Source organism: Candidatus Woesebacteria bacterium (assembly GCA_016700095.1).
Lineage (GTDB): Bacteria > Patescibacteriota > Microgenomatia > UBA8517 > UBA8517.
Genome location: CP065002.1, coordinates 31449 through 51354 on the forward strand (window position 1 = coordinate 31449; position 19906 = coordinate 51354).

General features: G+C 37.2%; 16 protein-coding genes. 11 read left to right on the forward strand and 5 right to left on the reverse strand.

Translation table 11 applies throughout. The features are described 5' to 3' along the window. Nucleotides 1-11 precede the first annotated feature (11 nt). Nucleotides 12-1175: an LCP family protein gene (locus IPM62_00140; protein QQS39016.1), complete on the reverse strand. Its 1164-nt coding sequence runs from the start codon at nt 1173-1175 to the stop codon at nt 12-14. A 69-nt stretch (nt 1176-1244) separates the two neighbouring features. On the opposite strand from IPM62_00140, the gene IPM62_00145 reads away from it, so the two are divergent. After that, nucleotides 1245-3101, forward strand: a complete 1857-nt coding sequence (locus IPM62_00145; GenBank protein ID QQS39017.1) for a UvrD-helicase domain-containing protein — start codon at nt 1245-1247, stop codon at nt 3099-3101. 279 nt (nt 3102-3380) lie between these two features. Next, entirely contained in the window at nt 3381-4340 is a 960-nt protein-coding gene (locus IPM62_00150; GenBank protein QQS39018.1) for a peptidoglycan bridge formation glycyltransferase FemA/FemB family protein, read from the forward strand. Between the two features lie 493 nt (nt 4341-4833). On the opposite strand, the gene IPM62_00155 is transcribed toward IPM62_00150, so the two are convergent. Beyond that, on the reverse strand, nt 4834-7737 hold the full coding sequence (locus tag IPM62_00155; GenBank protein ID QQS39019.1) for a UvrD-helicase domain-containing protein: 2904 nt from the start codon (nt 7735-7737) through the stop codon (nt 4834-4836). 57 nt (nt 7738-7794) lie between these two features. Further along, entirely contained in the window at nt 7795-8808 is a 1014-nt protein-coding gene (locus tag IPM62_00160; protein QQS39020.1) for a DNA recombination protein RmuC, read from the reverse strand. A gap of 49 nt (nt 8809-8857) precedes the next feature. Here IPM62_00160 and IPM62_00165 point away from each other — a divergent pair, with 49 nt between their 5' ends. After that, complete coding sequence (locus tag IPM62_00165) at nt 8858-9316, forward strand: hypothetical protein (protein ID QQS39021.1); 459 nt, start codon at nt 8858-8860, stop codon at nt 9314-9316. A 236-nt stretch (nt 9317-9552) separates the two neighbouring features. Beyond that, complete coding sequence (locus IPM62_00170) at nt 9553-9906, forward strand: hypothetical protein (GenBank protein ID QQS39022.1); 354 nt, start codon at nt 9553-9555, stop codon at nt 9904-9906. A gap of 1 nt (nt 9907) precedes the next feature. Here the strand turns inward: IPM62_00170 and IPM62_00175 are convergent, their stop codons facing one another. Then, nucleotides 9908-10453 carry a hypothetical protein gene (locus IPM62_00175; protein ID QQS39023.1) on the reverse strand — a complete coding sequence of 182 codons (546 nt, stop codon included), beginning with the start codon at nt 10451-10453 and terminating at the stop codon, nt 9908-9910. A gap of 17 nt (nt 10454-10470) precedes the next feature. Beyond that, the gene (locus IPM62_00180) at nt 10471-11100 is read right to left on the reverse strand and encodes a hypothetical protein (GenBank protein QQS39024.1); all 630 of its coding nucleotides are present in this window, start codon (nt 11098-11100) and stop codon (nt 10471-10473) included. Between the two features lie 241 nt (nt 11101-11341). Between IPM62_00180 and IPM62_00185 the strand changes: the two genes are divergently transcribed. The 7 genes from IPM62_00185 (at nt 11342) to IPM62_00215 (ending at nt 19854) form a co-directional block, all read left to right on the forward strand. Further along, nucleotides 11342-12169 carry a hypothetical protein gene (locus IPM62_00185; protein QQS39025.1) on the forward strand — a complete coding sequence of 276 codons (828 nt, stop codon included), beginning with the start codon at nt 11342-11344 and terminating at the stop codon, nt 12167-12169. A gap of 15 nt (nt 12170-12184) precedes the next feature. Beyond that, nucleotides 12185-13618 (forward strand): methionine--tRNA ligase, encoded by a 1434-nt coding sequence (locus IPM62_00190; protein QQS39026.1) that lies wholly within the window; start codon nt 12185-12187, stop codon nt 13616-13618. 39 nt (nt 13619-13657) lie between these two features. After that, on the forward strand, nt 13658-15154 hold the full coding sequence (locus tag IPM62_00195) for a glycosyltransferase family 2 protein (GenBank protein QQS39027.1): 1497 nt from the start codon (nt 13658-13660) through the stop codon (nt 15152-15154). Between the two features lie 171 nt (nt 15155-15325). Further along, nucleotides 15326-16717, forward strand: coding sequence for a glycosyltransferase family 39 protein (locus IPM62_00200; protein ID QQS39028.1), 1392 nt, complete (start codon nt 15326-15328; stop codon nt 16715-16717). Further along, the gene (locus IPM62_00205; GenBank protein QQS39029.1) at nt 16704-18209 is read left to right on the forward strand and encodes a hypothetical protein; all 1506 of its coding nucleotides are present in this window, start codon (nt 16704-16706) and stop codon (nt 18207-18209) included. Before IPM62_00200 ends, IPM62_00205 begins: the two co-directional genes overlap by 14 nt. A 141-nt stretch (nt 18210-18350) precedes the next feature. Continuing rightward, nucleotides 18351-18773: a hypothetical protein gene (locus tag IPM62_00210; protein QQS39030.1), complete on the forward strand. Its 423-nt coding sequence runs from the start codon at nt 18351-18353 to the stop codon at nt 18771-18773. A 4-nt stretch (nt 18774-18777) separates the two neighbouring features. Next, nucleotides 18778-19854, forward strand: coding sequence for an undecaprenyl/decaprenyl-phosphate alpha-N-acetylglucosaminyl 1-phosphate transferase (locus IPM62_00215; GenBank protein QQS39031.1), 1077 nt, complete (start codon nt 18778-18780; stop codon nt 19852-19854). The last annotated feature ends 52 nt before the right edge of the window (nt 19855-19906 follow it).

Sequence of the window (19906 nt, forward strand, 5' to 3'; positions counted from 1 at the left end):
CTCCACTTATTTCACCAGTTATGTGTTAAATTACAATTCTCATTTATTTGACAATCTGCCCATGTATGAACTTCATTCCAAACAAATTTACCATCCTCGGTAATGATACGTGGTGTAAATACATATAGATTATCGTAATCAGGACTAATTTGAGGGTTAATCAATAGATCTTCCGGAATTACATTTGTCGACATATCATCTTGTGCTTCGTATATTCGTCGTGCCAATATTGCAAGTGCACTTGGATCCAGGGTGGTCTGCGTGTGGTATGTGACTATGTCGATAAGTGAACGAATTTTTTTTGGTGACAGCAATATTTCTTTGCTTAATACCTTTTCTTCTATGCTTTTTATTATCGCTTGTTGACGTAGACTGCGTGCAAAATCAGTACCCTCATCTCCATCGGCATTTCTTGAGCGTACATACTTGAGAGCTAAGGCGCCATCCATGTGTTTAACACCCTTTTCAAAGACGATGGTTTCATACCTGCACATTAAACTTACGTCTCCGTTACAATCGTCGTTCTCCCTACCTTTTATCGGATATTTGTTGTCAACAAAAGCATTTTTGACATCAACCTCTATTCCACCAATTTCATCGATTATTTTTTCAAACACCGTGAAATCAACAACCACGCTATAATGAACCGGTTGCCCCAATACCTCTTCTACAGCCGACTCGGCTAGTACAATTCCTCCGCCGGCTTGTTTTTTGTTTCCCCAATAGTAAGCACTATTTAACTTAGCTCTTAACTCAGGTATCCAAATATCTCTTGGTAGTGATATCATAACAATTTTTGATCGAGTGTGGTTCACGGAGACAAACATCATCGTGTCAGTCAGCTCCGGCGCTTCATGACCTTCACCACCTTTCCCTAAAATCAATATGTTTGTTTTGGAGTCATTGCTTTGCATCTTTTCGACTGGAGCAAATATAAAATCGGACGCTAATGACAAATAAAAGTCGGCCCCTGTCGTTTTTAAAATTAATCCTATAAATAAAACGACCAGATATACTAGCGCTATAAATCCAAGAACAAGTGACGTCCTGATAACCCAAACATGCTTAAAAAGCTTTCTTTTTAGTTTAATAATAAACCTGTTTTTTCTTTTGGTTTGTTTACCAAGTGGCAACGGTGTCTTGTCAATTGTTTGGCTATGCGGTGTGTTGTCCATGTTAGAATAATAAACACTTGCGGAAGTGCTCTTTGTATTAAGTCGCTACTAATTGTAAAGTGTAAAGCGATGGCAAACAAGTTACTTGAAAATTTAAATACCAAACAACAAGAGGCGGTTGTATTTAGCGGCGGACCTTTACTTATTTTGGCTGGTGCAGGTAGTGGTAAAACACGAGTATTGACTCATCGAGCAGCATGGTTTGTAGAAAATAAAATTGCCAAACCGCAAAATATTTTACTGCTTACTTTTACCAACAAAGCAGCAGGTGAAATGAAAGACAGAATAGACAAGCTTACAAACAATGCCCCTTCTTTCGCGGGTACTTTTCATTCATTTTGCGTGCGACTACTGCGCACCGACGGTGTAAAGATCGGCATACCCTCGCAATTTATCATCTACGATGAAACCGACCGCAAAGACGCAATTCGAGAAGTTCTTGACAAATTGGACATCTCCGACGATTCATACAAGCCAGCTTCAATTGCGCATCAGATTTCCGATGCCAAGAGCCAAATGTTAACACCCCTTGCTTACTCCGAGATAGTAAGAGGTGAATTCCAGGAAGTTGTTTTTAAGGTGTACTTGGAATATGAAAAAATGCTTAAAGAAATCGGAGCATTGGATTTTGACGATTTGTTGTTAAACGGAGTACGGCTTCTCAAGGAAGATCTGCCGACAAGGGACAAATGGCAAAAACAATTGACTCACATTCTAGTTGATGAATGGCAAGACACCAATAAAATTCAATACAATCTCACCAAACTTCTTGTCGGAAAGGGAAATAATATAACTGCAGTTGGAGACGCCAGCCAATCTATCTATTCCTGGCGCGGAGCCGATTACAAAAATATTAATTATTTAATGGATGATTATCCGGGCATAAAAGTAATCAACCTTGAGAGAAACTACCGATCAACCGAAAACATATTAAGCGCAGCTAATTCGATTATTAAAAAAAATCAGAGCCATCCAGTTTTGGAACTTTGGACTGAAAAAGGAAAGGGTGAAAAAATTAAATTGTATAGAGCAGGAAACGGTTTGGATGAGGCACAGTTTGTTGTCGACGAAATCCAAAAACTGACTAAACTAAACAAACAAAGTACATTAAGTGATTATGCAATTTTGTATAGAACAAATGCGCAATCACGCGTACTCGAGGAAGCTCTTCTACATGCAGGCGTACCATATACCCTAGTGGGGGGAACAAATTTCTATGATCGCCGTGAAGTCAAAGACATTATCGGATATTTGAGACTGTTAATAAACGACAAGGACACGGTCTCTCGAAAAAGAATCGAAAAATTGGGTAAAAATCGCCTCAAGAGTTTTGACAATTTCACAAGCAGTATAGCAAAAAAAATTACTTCACTAACGACCATTGAAATTATGGATGGATTAATCGCAAGTATAAACTATCTTGAGAAGTTTAAAAGAGATTCGGAGGAGAATCTCCAAAGACTGGAGAATATCAAAGAGTTGCGAAGTGTAGCTAGTGAATTTCCAGTTCTTTCGGATTTTCTGGAAAACGTAAGCCTGGTTGAAGCTGAACAAAAAAGTAAAAACACAATCGACTCAATACTGGGTGAGGCTGAAGGCAGGGTTACACTTATGACCCTGCATGCCGCCAAGGGTCTAGAATATCCGGTTGTTTTTATGGTCGGCATGGAAGAAGGGCTCTTTCCTCATTCCAGAAGCTTGTGGGATATAAACGAATTGGAAGAAGAACGAAGACTTGCCTATGTGGGTATAACACGTGCCATGAACACTCTTTACCTTACCTTTGCAAACCGCAGGCTTTACTTTGGCCTAAGAACTTCAAATCCTCCGTCCAGATTTATTATTGACATTCCCGAAGAGTTAATTGAAAGCTCAGTGGACACATCTTTCATTGACAGATCCTTTGATCCATCGCAAAACTTCTAACGTTCTTAAACACAAGATGTGACCAATCCATAACTAGGTTGTTCGGGTCAAATAAAGCATTTCCAGCAAGCTTCTTCATTGGTAACAAATATTAATACAAAGGCTTTACCTTAACTGCTGATTCGGACATTAAACAAAAATTAACCAGTTTGCCATCACCGCAGTACATCCACTTACACACTAAAGGATTCCGATAACTAAACACTAACGCCTATATGAAATCTGTTGATACTGATTTGCTCCATCAACACTTCCAAGGCTCCTAAGGTATAATAACTTATGACCCCAAACAAATCAGAAATAAACAAAGTCGCTACTCACCCTTTGCAATCGTGGGAATGGGGGGAGTTTAGAAAAGAGTGGGGCAACGAGGTTGTCAGGCTTCCTTTTGGTCAGCTAATGCTACATAAAATTCCAAAAACAAATTACAAAGTTGCTACCTTTATCAAAGGTCCTAAACCAAACCAGTCTCAGTTAGACACACTTAAAAAAATCGCCAAGGAAAACAATTATATATTTATTAAGCTTGAACCAAATATCAGGCATAACAAAAATAGCGAAATATTGTTAAAAAAATCAAACGCCAGACAGGGCAAGACGCTTTTTACTCCCACCACCTTCTGGATAGATTTAACAAGAAATGAAGACGATGTAATGAAATCATTTGAATCTAAGACTCGCTACAATATTCGTCTTGCTCAAAAAAACGGCGTAGAAGTTGTTGAGGATAACTCCGGCAAGGCTTTTGAGAAATATCTTAAATTAACAAAAGAAACGGTAGAACGTCAAAAGTTTTATGCTCATTCAGAAAAATATCACAGACTCATGTGGGAACATTTACACACCTCAATGTCCGTTAACCCAATAGCAAGACTATTAACAGCCAAATACCGAGGAGAAATCATAACAACGTGGATCGTTTTTGTTTGGAAAGATTTTCTTTATTATCCGTACGGAGCGTCGACCTTCAAGCACAAAAATATCATGGCCAACAATCTCATGATGTGGGAAGCAATAAGGTATGGACAAAAAAACAACTTAAAAACTTTTGATCTTTGGGGGCGAGAGCCCGGTAAGGGGTTTACAAAGTTCAAGGAAGGTTATAAGCCCGAAATTGTTAGATTTATTGGCACATGGGACCTCGTTACCAGCAAACTTTATTCCACCTATAAACTCATCGATCAGACTAGGTGGTTTTTTCTTAGAAATAAAGCCAAGATCTCCAGGCCTACTTTTTAATATTGCAATTACCAACCCTAATCAAAATAGAAGGGGAGAGGTCAGTGGTAATTAGGATAGCTGCTTAAAATTTAAAAAGGAAAATAATTTCTTAGTGCAACTTAAGTTGGCATATTAATTATTGTATTAATGTTAAATAAGTCGAAACACAAGTTTCACAAACAAAGATTGTTAATTGTTTTCACGATATGTATATATTATTCTTTCACGCGATGCGTTTATTGTTGCCCGAGTTATCCACAAACATCAAATAATATATACGTCGCACAATAATTGTGTTGATATAGTTAGATATATCCTATAATTAAGTAACTGAATTAATCAACCACAGGAACTTGAAACAGTAATACCGGTGTCACATTATTTTTCAAAGCTTTCCCCTCTTCCCCACCTCCGGCATGGTCCACTTTGTCACCCGTTTCCACACACTAAAGAATCAGTGTAAGCTTATTACGTCGTACAATATTAATTTAATATAATCTCTGGGGACTTTTTACTTATCCGATAAACAAAAATTGCTGAATTCACAATCTTTCTGGCAAATATAACTATGAGAACAAGAAAAATCCGAATTTTCGATATCTTCTCTTATCCTGAATATCTTGTTTTCAAAATCACTTAGCTGATCCGCACCTCTTACAGACGTTATCATGCTTTGGTTTTCAAAGTAATACAGGCAAAGTATGATTTTTTCTGCCGTGACATTAAACGGTGGTTCTTTTATTTTACTTGCGGCCAGTGCATAAAAAGTCAACTGGTCGTTTTTGTCTACTTCGCGTTGACTTGGTACGTCTTCGCTTGTTTTATAATCAACAATTCGCAAAACACCTTGCGGTAATCTATCAATTCTGTCGATTTTCCCGCCAATTTTTAGACTTCTCCCCTTGTGTTTTGGATCTGTCAGATTAACCAGAAAAGAATGCTCAACGGCAATCGGCAAACTCTGTTTACGAAAGCTTTTTAACACATAGTCTTGTATGTATGCCCTACCCTTCTTTCTATATAAATCTTCGTGTATTTTGTGGGTAAATCCTTCGCTGACCCAGTTTTTTTCAAGAAATTCTTGAGCAAGTTTATCGGTAACATTTACACCATTTACCGCATGTTTATAGATATCGTTTAGCGTCTGATGAATCGCAACACCAAAGGAAATCGGGGCAGTTTTCGGAGTTGGAACATTTAATAAATATTTCAGCTTGTAATGCAAAGGGCATATTTCGAAGGTTTGAATCTGCGAATAGGACAAATAATCAATGTGGAGTTTTTCATTTACCTGCTCCACCTTGCGGTCGTCGGTTTTTTTGTAATCGGCAAACGATAATTGAACGGAGTTTTCCACCTCACTACGGATAGCTTCGTCTCCAAGTGTCTCAAAGATAAACGGAGATAGTCTTTTGGTGCGTTTTCCCTCTCCATAATAATCCGCCGCTGTTAAATAGAGTTTTTCTTGTGCTCTTGTTACTCCCACGTAACAAAGCCGTCTTTCTTCTTGAAGATGGTGATCACCCGAGGATACAACTTCCTTAATAAGCCCATCCGGAATTGGAATCTGGTCTTTCCTGTCGGATGTCGGGAATCGTTGTGATACTAAATTTACCAAAAAGACACATGGAAATTCCAATCCCTTGCTTGAATGTATTGTTAGTATGTTTACAGCATTGTTGTTTATCCAATCAATTTCTGCGGCAGCAGGCGATTCACCCTCCTCAATCATTAAGTCAATCCACTCGACAACACTTTGAACATTAGCGTTTTCTGTTTTTGTTTCAAAGTTTTTCAGCTTATCGAAAAATTTAGAGATGTTTTTCGTAATCTTCTCAACATCCGGTGTATCTGGGTCGAGAAGTCTTTTTAACATTCCGGTTTCATCTAACAATGTATAAACCAAACTACCCGCTGTACTTTTTTCACTTAATTCAATATGGCGCTGAAGTAACTTGTAAATTTTTGTTATTCCAGATTTACCTTTGGTAATACTTATATCTCGTAGGTCATCTTCCAAAACCTCAAAAAGTGATTTGTTTTTCTTTCTGGCGTAGCTTGTTATTTTTTTCAAGTCTCTGACATTAATTGCAAAATAGTCGGAAGCAATAAGCCTAAAAAGTGACAAGGAATCATCGGGGTCATTTACTACTTTTAAGTACGCAATTATTTCTTGAATTTCTTTTTGCAAGAAAAGCTTCCCCGGTCCTAAAAACTGATAGGGAATATTTTTTCTTGCCAACGCGTTTATAAAACTACTGGCATGATCATTTGCGCGAACGAGAATTGCAACATCGTTATATTGATAGTCATCCCTAGTCATTCTAAATATTTCATCAGCAACTACTCGCGCCTCGTTTTCGGCGTTTGCTTCGTGAATGAACTTTACTTCCCCCTTACCGGCAATTTTTGATATCAGTTTCTTGTTTATTTTTTCAACTACTTCCAATCGGTCGGGGTTGTTGAATTGAATTAGATTGTAAGCATTATCCAATATTTCTTGCCTTGATCTGTAATTATTAATTAAGGTAATTGTTTTTACTTTTGGAAAACTGTTCCTGAACTGGATTGCGTTTGATACCGCCGCTCCTCGAAATCTATAAATCGACTGATCATCGTCAAGAACTACTGTTATATTTTCGTCGTCGTTTGCTAACATCTTTACCAATTCGTTTTGGGCAATATTGGTATCTTGATATTCATCAACTAAAATATATGAAAATTTCTTTTGGTAATTCATGAGGATATTTGGACGTACTCTGAATAATTTCAAGGTATTGGTTATTAAATCACCGAAGTCCATTTTTCCTTCATGTATTTTTAGATCGCAGTACTTTTTGTAAGCATTTGAAAGCTCGTTCCACTTTTTTACTTCGATTTGTTCATCTTCGGTATGTTTTTTGTTGTCGTTACTTTTAACCCAATCGCAATATTGATCAGCTGTAACGTCCTCGTCTTGAAGACGACTAAAATGCTGACACAAACCTTTAATAAATTTGTTTGGATTTCCGAGTGGGCGGTAATACTTAAAATCAAAATCGTAAAGATGTTTGGTTATAAAACGCATCGTTTCCGAAGTTGTCATAAGATCATACGACGTAGTAAGCCCAATCGCTAACGCTTCCTGGCGAAGTATGCGGTCACAGAACGAATGAAAGGTAGAAATCCACATTTGTGAATAACCCAACGAAAGGGCAACATCAATCCTCTCCTCCATTTCACTTGCTGCTTTTTCGGTAAACGTAAGGGCAAGAATGTCGGATGGATTGATACCACGATTCATAATTAAGTATTTAATTCTCTCGACAATCACAGTGGTTTTCCCAGTACCTGCACCCGCAACCACCATAAGTGGACCTTTGTTGTGCTTAACACACTTAAGCTGTTCGTTATTTAGTTTTTGGTAAGTGTCCATAAATTAGTGTTAGAATAACACAATTTCTTGATACGGGTTATAAGTGAGGTATAAAATTTACGGTTTCTTTTGTTCTAACAGCTTATTCTTGTCATCGTCTACACTTAACTCTTTAGTGTTTGAGATTTTTTGCCCTAATTGCGCATAGCCTGTCAAAACATTACCCATCATCGCATGGGCGTTATTCACATGTTTTTGTAAAGTAAACAAATTCTCGTCGACTTTATAATAGTCTTTCTGGATTGCTCGTAGCATTGCAAACACTTCTCTAGCTTTATTTTCAATTTTTTGGCCTTCAAACGACAGAAGCAGAGTTTGTAAGTGGGCATACAAAGTTGTCGGAGAAACGGGATACACCCTCGCCAGCTGAGCATCGGACATTAAACCAACATCATTTACCATTTCATAATAAACAGCCTCCGAAGGAATATACATAAGGGCAAAATCCATTGTTCCTTCTTCAGGTAATATATATTTTCTGGAGATATCGCCAATGTGTTTTTTTATATCTTTCCTGAATAATTTAGTATATGCCTCACGCTCTGTTGCCTTTACTGCCGAAGCCAGTTTTGCAAAGTTCTCCATTGGAAACTTAGAATCGATTGGCAGTATTCCGGCACTGGTTTTAATTGCCGCGTCGACTTTCTCCCCTGATTTGAAAGTGTATTGCAGAGAAAATGTCGACTTTGGAAACATTTGACCAATCAAATCTTTCAGAACTTGCTCGCCAATATTACCTCTTAGTTTTGGGCTCGCAAGAAATTGCTGCAATTCTTTAATTCCGCGACCTATCTCACTCATCTCACCAAGATTTCGTTGCACTTCTCCAATTACTTTGGCTGCGTTGTCTAATCTCAAATTAAAATTATTTGACGAATCGCGGATGGATTCGGAAAATTGTTTGCTCTGTAAATCAAGGCGTACATTTGTCGTTTTGAGATATTCAAGGAGGTCACCTGATAATTTCTGGGTTTCTTTAAGATTGGAAAATCTAATATTAAGATAAATGCCAATAACGACAAAACCAATCACTCCGATAATTAATATCAACGCTACTGCAGCAAAATCCATGTGTACTCATTCTATCATCTCCCTGAAATGATATCATTTACTTAAACTTATGAATTTACAAAAAGCAAAAAAGAAAACGCGTCTTAACTTGAGATCGTTAATATTTTTACACCCTCTCAAAAGAGTGAGGGTTAAAAATGCACATACAAATACTTTTGTGAAACACCAAAAAAAACTTACCAACAAAACGGATAGATTTGAAAAAGTACGAAGAAGAAAAAATTTTTTTCCCTCATTGCTTATCAATATTATTTTATGGGTTATGTGGATAACGTTTGTTTATTCGGTTGAACCCGATACCATTTTAGCTATCCCCCTGTTTTTTGTTTTAACATTTCTGTGCTTACTTTTCACAATTTCATTTTTATTAATTAATACTCAACGAGGTGTCCTTATTTCAACAATTATTGTTGTTTTTCTAGTTCTTCGATATTTGGGGGTAGGCAATTTACTAAACCTGTTGTTACTAACTGGTCTATATATTACCTACGAATTATATGTAAATTAGCTGCCTGCTCGACACTCAAAATCAATCGCAATTTAGTGTGATGCTTGTGAATTGTCTTAATCTTTCGTCTTTATAATTTCTTTGGTTACATCCAGAAATCATAATTTTCTTAATTCATCTACTTGTTAACACGGTTTCCATTATTAAATGAATTTCCGTCAAGATAACACTTGACGACGCCAAAAACGCTGATATACTGCGATTAAGAATCTTTCATTCTAACTGCCGTTTGTATAATGCGAACGTCTAATAAAAAGTTAAATCTTTCTCTTCAAAAACAAGTTTATTCACTTTTTAATCAATTGATTGTTGACATAAAGGGAAACGACGAAGCTGAATTAATCATGCGCGATTTTTTCAAAGATTCGGAATATGAAATGTTTGCCAAAAGGTTAGCCATCGCATATTGGCTAAAGAAGGGAAGAAGTTATGCAAATATCAAAAAGAATTTAAAGGTGTCTTCGGCAACAATCGCTTCAATTCAACAAACAATGGACAAAAAGGGAATAAAACACGCTTTGAAATATGTCGAGGCCGATGAGTGGGCGTCAAAGTGGTCTGAAAAAATTAAAAAAATTACACGAAGATAAATCAAATATCAATTTCAATGATCCTCGCTCCGTAAGTTCGATACAGTTTGCTTTCTTCATACACCGACTCAGCATTCGAATATTGATGTCCAACAAACACATATTTTGGTCTTTTCGCAAGGACATATCGCCTAATATTTTCCGACCCAATATGAACTGGATCATTTGGGTCATCCAGCATTCCTTTTGGCCCAGCATGAAGAAGCAAAATATCAACATATGGAAAAGTGTCTGCAAAATTTGCAGCTTCCTCTTTTGTATACATGAGACCAGAATTTTTGTATTTTAAACACCCCTGGAATCCTCCCCATTTTAGTCCTCCAAAATTAACAACTTTGTTGTGTAGGTTTACAATTCCAAGTTGGTCAAAATACCGACCCGAGTCGTGGTTTCCATATACGCCAAACGAAGGTTTCTTGATATGCATCTCTTCAAGTCCGGGAAAATCAAAAAGAGTCAAGTCTCCTGTCGAAACCAAAATCTCACATTGACTATATAAGTTAGCAAAATCGGCTGAGGTGCAATCAGAATAATGAAGTATTTTCATTAGGATTAAAGATGGCCTTACAGATGGTATTTCTCACAAAGTCCACTATAAACATACAAACCTTCCCGACCATTTTCATGATACGCATACGGAAAGTACATTGCCCATTCGTCATCTCCAAGTTCAAATAAGTCGTTTAGTTTTTTGTCTTCACCAGCAAAAGTATTCTTTAGGTACACTCTCTCGTCTAATGATAAATGTCCGATAATTAAACATCCTAAATTTGCAAACATGTTATCTGTAATACTCTGTTTTATTTCTTTCACATTGATTTCTTCAACAACCACAATTAGTTTTTTTGGCCGAGCTTCTGCAAATAAGTAGTGAATTACTCCGTTTCCACTCCACCGAGAAAGATCATTTATACCAATAACATGATGTATGCCATTTTTTCTGTCCTCATGACTAGAACTTTCATGGTCGACAAACTTATCAAAGTCGTGGTTTAGATTATGAAATACTTCATCTTTCTGAAAAGTCCACTTATTAAATCTGAAACTTTTTTTCAAGGACTCTGCATTCGATGTTTCTCTTTCCCAAAGTTCATACACAGAATTTGCACCACCATAATTAGCATCTGGAATTTTTCCAATTATCACAACAGTTCTTCGATAATCAATTGGGTTAAAAGAAAGTGGAAATTTCACAGTTAAACATTAACATAAGGCTTGATAATGTTGCAATCTGTTGGTAAACTGCGAACATGGTACCGAGCATAACAATTGTTTCAATGATGATGGCAGACTTCTCATAGGAGGTTTGTCTTATCAGTGGAAAAACCTCCGAACGGAGGTTTTTTTTTGAGCAAATATATCAGTTTACCCAAGTAGACACACGAAGACTTGTTGAATATATCAACAATGAAAGTTGTGTGTTTTAAATCACATAATGAAACCGAAATTTATTACCCTAATAAACGACTGTAAAGACGATAATGCCAAAAGCAGACAAACAACAAGGTGGTCTGCTCTTTTCCCTTCGATCAATGTGTCGTTTGTCGGCGTAGACAGTTCTTTGGGTAAAAATTCAACCATCGAAGCCGCCGGAAATATTATCGACATTCTCGACGCCAGCATGCATGAACCCGGTATTTTAGCAGTAAACGTTGCGCCTCGCGGAACCAAGACCGACGGTGAAAACGGTTCAAGTTTCTGTTATTTTTGGATAGGAAATGTGTTAGTTGTCTCAACAGTCAAAGATTACAACCTGTCGCTAGTCAAAAAATTCGGCATGGTAAAAAATATTAATATTCTCGATATTCCAACAATACTCAAGAAATTAGTTAAAGCTCAGCTCGTATCTCGTCAGCTTGCCGAACATATTTCCAAGTCACAATTTAGGAGTTTTGATTTCCAACCCAGGGTCGCCAAGTGGATTTGCGATGGAGTTGATGTTCCTTCCAAAAAAATACCGATTAAAACAATTAGTGATATACCCCAATCTGCTTGGTGTATCGATTCCTTTGGGAACATTAAATTAACCTTGACAGCACAAGATTTCTGTTCCTCTACTCCACCTTGTATAATCAAAACAAGCATTGGAGTTTTCAAATATTATAAACATCTCAAAGACGTACCAGATGGCGACACGGCGATATACATTGGAAGTTCGGGATGGAAAAAACACAGGTTTCTTGAACTGGCGACACAAAATCGAAAACCGGGTGCGGCCAAAAAACTTGGTGTCAAAATTGGTAGTGAAATAAATATTCTGTAAAACAATATCACATTTATGAACAAAAATTATTACATTACAACAACCCTACCCTATGTAAATGCCTTACCGCACATGGGTTTCGCGCTTGAGATAATCCAAGCAGATATACTTGCCAGGTACAACGAAAGACTTGGTAACACTGTTTTTTTTAATTTCGGTACCGACGAACACGGACAAAAAATATACCAGAAGGCGGTGGCGTCGGGAAAACCTCCGCAAGATTATGTTGATGAATTTGCTGCAAAATTCGATGATTTAAAAATAGCGTTAAATCTAAGTTACAATAATTTCATACGCACAACCGACGCACATCACAAAAAAGCAGCTCAAGAAATATGGATCAGATGTCGCGATAACGGTTACATCGAAAAAGGGATATATAAAACGAAATACTGTATCGGCTGTGAACTCGAAAAACAAGATTCTGACTTGCAAGACGGCAAATGTCCACTGCACCCCACTTACGAAATTCAATATATTGAAGAGGAGAATTATTTTTTTAAATTTTCCAAACTCCAACTCAAGCTACTCGACTTATATCAAGCAAATGAAAATTTCGTCGTACCAAAACACAGGTATACAGAAATCATAAACTTCGTTAAAAGCGGACTAAACGACTTTAGTATCTCCAGACAAAAGGAAAAAATGCCGTGGGGAATTGAGGTTCCCGATGACAACAAGCACGTAATGTACGTATGGTTTGATGCGCTGACGAATTACATCTCCGCTCTTGGGTGGCCGGAGAACACGTCAAAATTCAACGATTATTGGGGTTCTATCGCTAACCCAAATGCGATTCAAATTGCCGGAAAAGACAATTTAAGACAACAATCCTCTATGTGGCAGGCAATGCTTCTTGCTGCAGGTTTACCGCCAACCAAGCAAATCATAATTCACGGATTCATTACATCCGGTGGGCAAAAGATGAGCAAAAGCTTAGGAAATGTTATTAACCCCTTCGAATATGTCGATACTTATGGAACAGATGCGGTAAGATATTATCTTGTTTCAAAAATTAATCCTTTCGAAGACAGCGATTTTACCAAAGAAAGCTTTGAGCTGACATACCAGGCTGACCTCGCAAACGGTTTGGGCAATCTGGTGTCAAGAGTAAGTAAAATGTGTGAAACACAAGGAGTGGTCGCAAATTCTCACAACGACTTAAAATTTAGTCCACTGATAGTTAATCATTTGACATCTTATCGTTTCGATATGGCTATTAAAACAATCTGGGACAGCATTAAAAAAACCGATATGTGGATTAACGACAACAAAGTGTGGGAGTTAACGGGTGAAGAGAAAAATAAAGCCTTAAGCTATCTTGTTGGCATAATATTACAGATAACGTATGATTTATATCCATTTATGCCCGAAACTGCTGACAAAATTAAAAAGCAGTTTACCAGCGATAGTATTAAATTGTCTAATCCCCTTTTCCCAAGGCTTTAATTTTCTTTTCTGATTTTTATTTATAATATAATTAAAAGGATGTTTAAAACATTTATTATTAACCATGAAAAAAAGGTGCAGAGATTTCTCGAGGTACTTCCCGGACTTGTTTCTTGGAATCTGATTCTTTTCCCCTACTGGGGTATATTTATAATTCCAAAAGTCGTTGCTTATTACATATTGGGTTATACCGTTTATTGGTTTTACCAGTCTTTCCAAATCGCAACAACCGGAATTATTTCCCATCTCAGAATACAAGCGTCGATGCAAAACGACTGGATCAAGGATTTAAATGCAAGATTCAAAGATTGGCAAAAAATAAAACATGTGATAATTATTCCAACTTACAAGGAACCGCTTTACATTCTCGAACGTACTATATCTTCGGTTGCCAACCAAACGCTACCCAAAAAGCAAATCGTTCTTATACTTGCCATGGAAAAAAAGGAGGACGAGAAGGAAAGAAACATAAAAATTGCCGCTTTAACTAAGAAATTTGAGGGTGTGTTTGACAATTTCATTGCAACGGTTCACGAATTAGTACCGGGTGAGATTATCGGAAAGTCGTCAAACGAAAAATACGCAGCAAAGTGGTTTAAGGCAAATTACATAGATAAATACAAAAAAGATATTAAAAATTATACAGTCACCAGTTGCGACGCAGATCACACTTTTCACAAAAATCATTTCGCATCACTTACATATCTTTATCTTGCCAACAAAGACAGATATATGAGGTTTTGGCAACCGGCAGTCCTTTTTTACAACAATATTTGGGAACTACCGGCAATCACAAGAACTACAAACATCTTAGGATCAATATTTAATTTATCGCAATTACCCAGAAAAGATAGATTAATAAATGTATCTAACTACTCATTGTCGTATAAATTGTTGCACGAAGTTGATTACTGGGACGCGGATAAAATACCTGAAGATTGGGGTATATTTTTCAAGTCGTATTTCAAAAAACAAGGTGGTGTCGAAGTTGAAGCCAATTACTTACCGGTTTATGCAGACGCCGCACAGTCTTCAACAACCTGGAAAACTATAAAAAATCAATACGAACAAAAGAAACGCTGGGCATGGGGGGTATCAGATGATCCGTGGATAATTAAGGCTTATTTTCTTACTCCAAATGTTCCTTTCTGGGAAAAAACAATGCGTGTTTGGTATGTAATTCAGTCACATTTTTTTTGGCCGGTTCATTGGTTTGCAATTACGATTGGACTTCAAATACCAGTACTTTTAAATGCCCGTTTCGGAAGAACAACTCTTGCTCATACCGTTCCGGAAATATCATCGGTTATTCTGACCGCAGCTCTGGGTTTTCTGTTTATAATGCTTATCTTAGATAGAATATATCGTCCAGAAAGACCATCACGTTACCCTGTTTGGCGAGCCATTGTTCAACCATTGGAGTTTTTCTTAATGCCGGTTGTGGGGTTTTTCTTTTCTGCACTACCCGGCTTGGATGCACATACGCGACTTATGTTGGGGAAATACATTGAATACAAAGTTACGGAAAAAGTATAACCGGCTCCTTTCTATATAATCAGATATTGGTTTATTCTATATAAATATCACCACATAGTCGCACGTGTTGTAAATTCAAATATACATACCGAGGACGTGGTAATAAAACTCAAACATCACATACTTTGTCCCCTTTCATTTTGGACAACAAAGATATGTTAAACTTTGGTTATGCCTGCAGACTTCCTTTCCAATAGCCAATTTACGTCTAGTTTAAATAATCCGGAAGCATTTAGTGCACTAGTTTCATTGCAACGACTCCCCGATGTTGTCAGGGTGACAATGAAGGATTTATTTCCTCCCCTATGGAATATCATCGAGTGGATTCTTTTTACCACTTTGGGGAAAGATGAGATATATATAAGAAGCATATCTTTTGCTTTTTTTGTTTTAACGACAGTTTTTACATATAAAATCGGCAAGCTTATGTATTCCGGCAAGACAGGACTGTTTGCCGTGTTGCTTGTTTTTTCTAATCCAATGATGTTCATTTTTGCTTTTGAAGGCAGAATGTTTTCTCTGCTTTCTTTTTTGACCACTGCATCACTATATTTTTATTTTAAGCTCATGAAACCGCTGGAAGAAAGAAAATTCGCGTTCCCGGGATATATTCTTACTACAATCTGTGCCTTGTACACCCACCATTCCGCCATATTTTTGTTATTTATCGAGATACCATGGCTGATCGTTATATTTTTTCAAGGTAAAAAAAATGCCGTCAAACGGTTGCTAAAAGCATATATCGTTGTTATCTTGTTGTACTTGCCGTGGTCATACTTGATGTATATTCATTTGCATAAAGGCAAAGACTTACTACTTTCCACAAGTGTTGAAGATATAAAATTATTAATCGACAGCTATCTTATTCCCGAAATAACAACCAATCCCGCTAGTATTGCAGTAGTAAATTATCCAATATACAAAATTGCATTAGTGTTTGTAGTTTTTATCTTAATAGCAAGGTGTTGGCACAAATCGATCAAAAATACCGTATTTTTGATGTTGTGTTTTTTGGGTCCTATATTACTGTCGTGGTTAATAGCTCGGAATATCTCGATTACGGAAAGAAATATGGTTATCTACACAATTCCATATGCAATGTTGATCTTGGCATCAAAGCGAAGAAAGTACACAAGTATATTAATTGTAACACTGGTAGGCTTGTGGTTGGTTATGGATTTTTATTATTTCAAACACCCTCATAAAGCACCATTCAGAGAAATTACTCCTTTTGTCACGTCGGCAAAAGACAATGGAGATTTTGTCGTAAGCTGGTTTTCTGACTCAAACCGTCTATGGGAAACAAAATATTATAAACTCAATGCTCCAATATACTTACCCGGCACAACCAATGCACCAAATCTCTATACAACTTCCCTCGTCGATGTAAGTGACACGGTAAAAGCAATACCCCAAAATACAAAAACCGTTGGGGTGTTGACTGATTTACCGCCAGAAGAAATTGTTTTAGAAAATTATGTCTTGCAAGAATATAAAGATATTAACGGATTGAAGTTTATATGGTATCGTTTAAATACAACAAGATTAAATGAAGACGATTAATACTATTAAAAAACTTCACATTCCAATCTGGCTTTTTTGTCTGCTTGTCGGTGTATTGGTTTTAAGAATACCTTCATTGTTTGAGCCATACTACTACGGAGACGAAATGATATATCTGGCACTAGGGAACGCCATAAAAAAAGGAATGGTGCTTTATAAAAGTATTCACGACAACAAACCACCACTCCTCTATCTCACGGCAGCAATTGCAGGTAATTTATTCTGGTTCCGAGCGATACTGGCTATTTGGCACTTGATGACAGTTTTTGTATTCTGGAAACTAGTTCGAGTTCTTTACCCCAAAAAAATCAATCTGCAAAAAGTGTCAACCTGTGTGTTTGCACTACTGACAACGCTTCCTTTACTTGAAGGAAATATTGCCAATTCAGAAATGTTCATGATTGGCCCAACAATGGTCGGTTTTCTTATTCTTCTAAGGAAAAATCAAATTAGCGGAGCTCCTCTGGTCGCAGGACTTGCTTTTTCGATTGGTGCCCTTTTCAAAATCCCTGCCGCTTTTGATATGCCAGCAATAGTTCTTTTTTGGATAATCACGCAAAACTTTTCTTCGAAGGACATACTTATCACTATTAAAAAAACTGTTTTGCTTGCAGTGGGATTTGCCGTACCAATTCTTGTAACTTTTGTGTATTACTATTTCCGAGGTGCGTTGTCCGAATACTTCATCGCTGCTTTTGGTCAAAACTTCGGCTATCTCTCGTCGTTTAGGCCGGATGACACCAGAGAGCCATTTCTAACACGCAACGGACCGTTAATTTTTCGCGGACTTACGCTTCTTTCTGGTCTGGGTGTTTTGTTTTTGGCAAGAAAAAAGCTTAGTAAACAATTCATTTTCTTAACAACATGGTTACTTCTAACGATGTTTGCCGTCACTTTATCTGAACGACCATATCCTCACTATTTAATTCAATCCATCCCCGTTGTGTCAATTATGATCGGAATACTATTTACTAATAAAAAAATCGAACAAACCCTGGTTATTATTCCTCTTTTAGTCTTTTTTGCAATACCGGTATATTACAAGTTTTGGTATTATCCTTCTGCTCCTTACTATGTAAGATATCTTGATTTTGTCTCCGGGAAAATTACTTTAGACCAATATAGATCTGCTTTTGGAAATAATGTTAATGTTGATTATAAAGTTGCCAGGTTTGTGATAGATAACACGACAAAAGACGATAAAATTTTTGTGTGGGGTGATAATGCGGCTATTTATGCAATCACAAATAGATTCCCCCCCTTTAAATACGTTGTTGACTATCATATAAATGACTTTTCGACACAAGAAGATACTATTCAAGCTTTAAATGCTGACCTTCCTAAATTTATTGTGATCTTACCCAATTCCCAAGAGTTTCCCGATTTGGTCGGGTTAATCAAATCTAAATACGGCACAGAAACATTAATCGATGGAGCGCAAATTTGGAGATTGCTAAACACCCCACTGCGCGAAAATTATATCATTGACTAGAATCACCGGAAATTCCCAACACTATCTAGAAGTTAATAATAATACATATATCCTTTTGCCCCGGTTAGTTGTCGTAGATTATCTTGGATTTTAAGCCGCCAACAGAGTAAAATCATTCAAAGAAAGGTAATTTACCAACCAATGAGAGTCAAGAGAAAAGTAAAAATACACAACAATATTCCCCTAACACTTAACAACACCTTTGCGGGAACAAACAGACTTCACAAACAAATTGAAAAGAACTTGATATATCCAAAAATACTGTTTGTATCCCTTCTCCTTATTGCTCTTTCAATACTGTCGACATTTTTACTCACACAATATCTTCCACCCGAAATACCACTCTTTTTTGGTCTGCCGGAAAGCGAAGATCAGATCGCTTCATCTTCCGCACTCATTGTCCCAAGTCTGTTTTCTCTGGCCATACTTGTCTTGAATTCGACAATTGCTTATTTTTCTAACGATAAATTTATCAAGATGGTATTAATATTTTCTAGTCTTGCAATTTCATTGTTATCAACCATCGCAACCCTGAAAATCACACTACTTATCGGAAGTTTTTAATTAGATGACACTTATATCGTTAATCATTCTACCGCTCATTGTTTCTTTCATGACATCTTATTTATCTACACCGTGGGTGATCAAATTTGCCACAAGGTTTAATCTGATTGACGATCCAAAAGTTAACAAACATCCCAAGGTATTACACAAAAGGCCAATTCCCAGAGCAGGAGGACTCGCAACATTTATAGGTGTATTAGCCGGAATCGTGTTTTTCCTACCCTTAGACAAACATATCGTCGCTATCGCTATTGGTGCGCTCATTATTGTTGTTCTTGGAATACTGGATGATAAATATAACATACATCCACTATTGCGCTTAATTGCAATGACTCTTGCAGCACTTATTCCAATTGCATCGGGAATTGGAATCGCTTTTGCAACGTCACCTCTGGGTGGTCTTATCGATCTGTCGTATCCCAGATTTGAATTTTTTCTTATGGGGGAAGAAAGAAGCATATGGATCCTCTCTGACATTTTTGCTTTGTTTTGGATTGTCTTCATGATGAACATTCTAAACATGGGCGCAAAGGGCATACAAGGTCAACTACCCGGTGTAACCGCTATTGCCGCAACGACCATTGTCTTGCTTTCGACTAAATTTACCGCGGATATTACCGAATGGCCCGTAATGATACTTGCAGTGATAACAACGGGTGCATACTTAGGATTTCTACCATGGAATTTTTTTCCCCAAAAAATAATGCCCGGTTTCGCGGGCTCGACTCTGGCGGGCTACTTACTTGCTGTACTATCTATTCTTTCAACTGCCAAGGTGGGTACACTTTTAATTGTCCTGGGAATACCGATTGTAGATACCCTCTATACGATTTTTAGGCGTATCGCATCAGGAAAGTCACCGTTTTGGGGCGATAGAGGTCATCTCCATCACAAATTACTCGATTCAGGTTTATCTCAAAAACAGGTTGTATATTTTTACTGGGCAACAACATGTCTCTTGGGCGCATTGGCATTAAATTTGAACGCTTCACATAAGTTGTATACAATAATAGGTATAACAATATTTACCGGCGGTCTCCTGCTCTTTCTCACCCATAAGCCGAAAAATGTTAATAACTAGCTGTAGTGTTGGGTGATAAGTTGAGTCAATTTGTCAACATTAATATAAACGT

Bases quoted from the DNA above. Each gene is read 5' to 3' on its own strand.
- IPM62_00195 (QQS39027.1), top strand. From the start codon at position 13,658: ATGTTTAAAACATTTATTATTAACCATGAAAAAAAGGTGCAGAGATTT.
- IPM62_00140 (QQS39016.1), bottom strand. From the start codon at position 1,175: ATGGACAACACACCGCATAGCCAAACAATTGACAAGACACCGTTGCCA.
- IPM62_00165 (QQS39021.1), top strand. From the start codon at position 8,858: ATGAATTTACAAAAAGCAAAAAAGAAAACGCGTCTTAACTTGAGATCG.
- IPM62_00205 (QQS39029.1), top strand. From the start codon at position 16,704: ATGAAGACGATTAATACTATTAAAAAACTTCACATTCCAATCTGGCTT.
- IPM62_00215 (QQS39031.1), top strand. From the start codon at position 18,778: ATGACACTTATATCGTTAATCATTCTACCGCTCATTGTTTCTTTCATG.
- IPM62_00200 (QQS39028.1), top strand. From the start codon at position 15,326: ATGCCTGCAGACTTCCTTTCCAATAGCCAATTTACGTCTAGTTTAAAT.
- IPM62_00185 (QQS39025.1), top strand. From the start codon at position 11,342: ATGAAACCGAAATTTATTACCCTAATAAACGACTGTAAAGACGATAAT.
- IPM62_00170 (QQS39022.1), top strand. From the start codon at position 9,553: ATGCGAACGTCTAATAAAAAGTTAAATCTTTCTCTTCAAAAACAAGTT.
- IPM62_00155 (QQS39019.1), bottom strand. From the start codon at position 7,737: ATGGACACTTACCAAAAACTAAATAACGAACAGCTTAAGTGTGTTAAG.
- IPM62_00150 (QQS39018.1), top strand. From the start codon at position 3,381: ATGACCCCAAACAAATCAGAAATAAACAAAGTCGCTACTCACCCTTTG.
- IPM62_00190 (QQS39026.1), top strand. From the start codon at position 12,185: ATGAACAAAAATTATTACATTACAACAACCCTACCCTATGTAAATGCC.
- IPM62_00210 (QQS39030.1), top strand. From the start codon at position 18,351: ATGAGAGTCAAGAGAAAAGTAAAAATACACAACAATATTCCCCTAACA.
- IPM62_00145 (QQS39017.1), top strand. From the start codon at position 1,245: ATGGCAAACAAGTTACTTGAAAATTTAAATACCAAACAACAAGAGGCG.
- IPM62_00175 (QQS39023.1), bottom strand. From the start codon at position 10,453: ATGAAAATACTTCATTATTCTGATTGCACCTCAGCCGATTTTGCTAAC.
- IPM62_00160 (QQS39020.1), bottom strand. From the start codon at position 8,808: ATGGATTTTGCTGCAGTAGCGTTGATATTAATTATCGGAGTGATTGGT.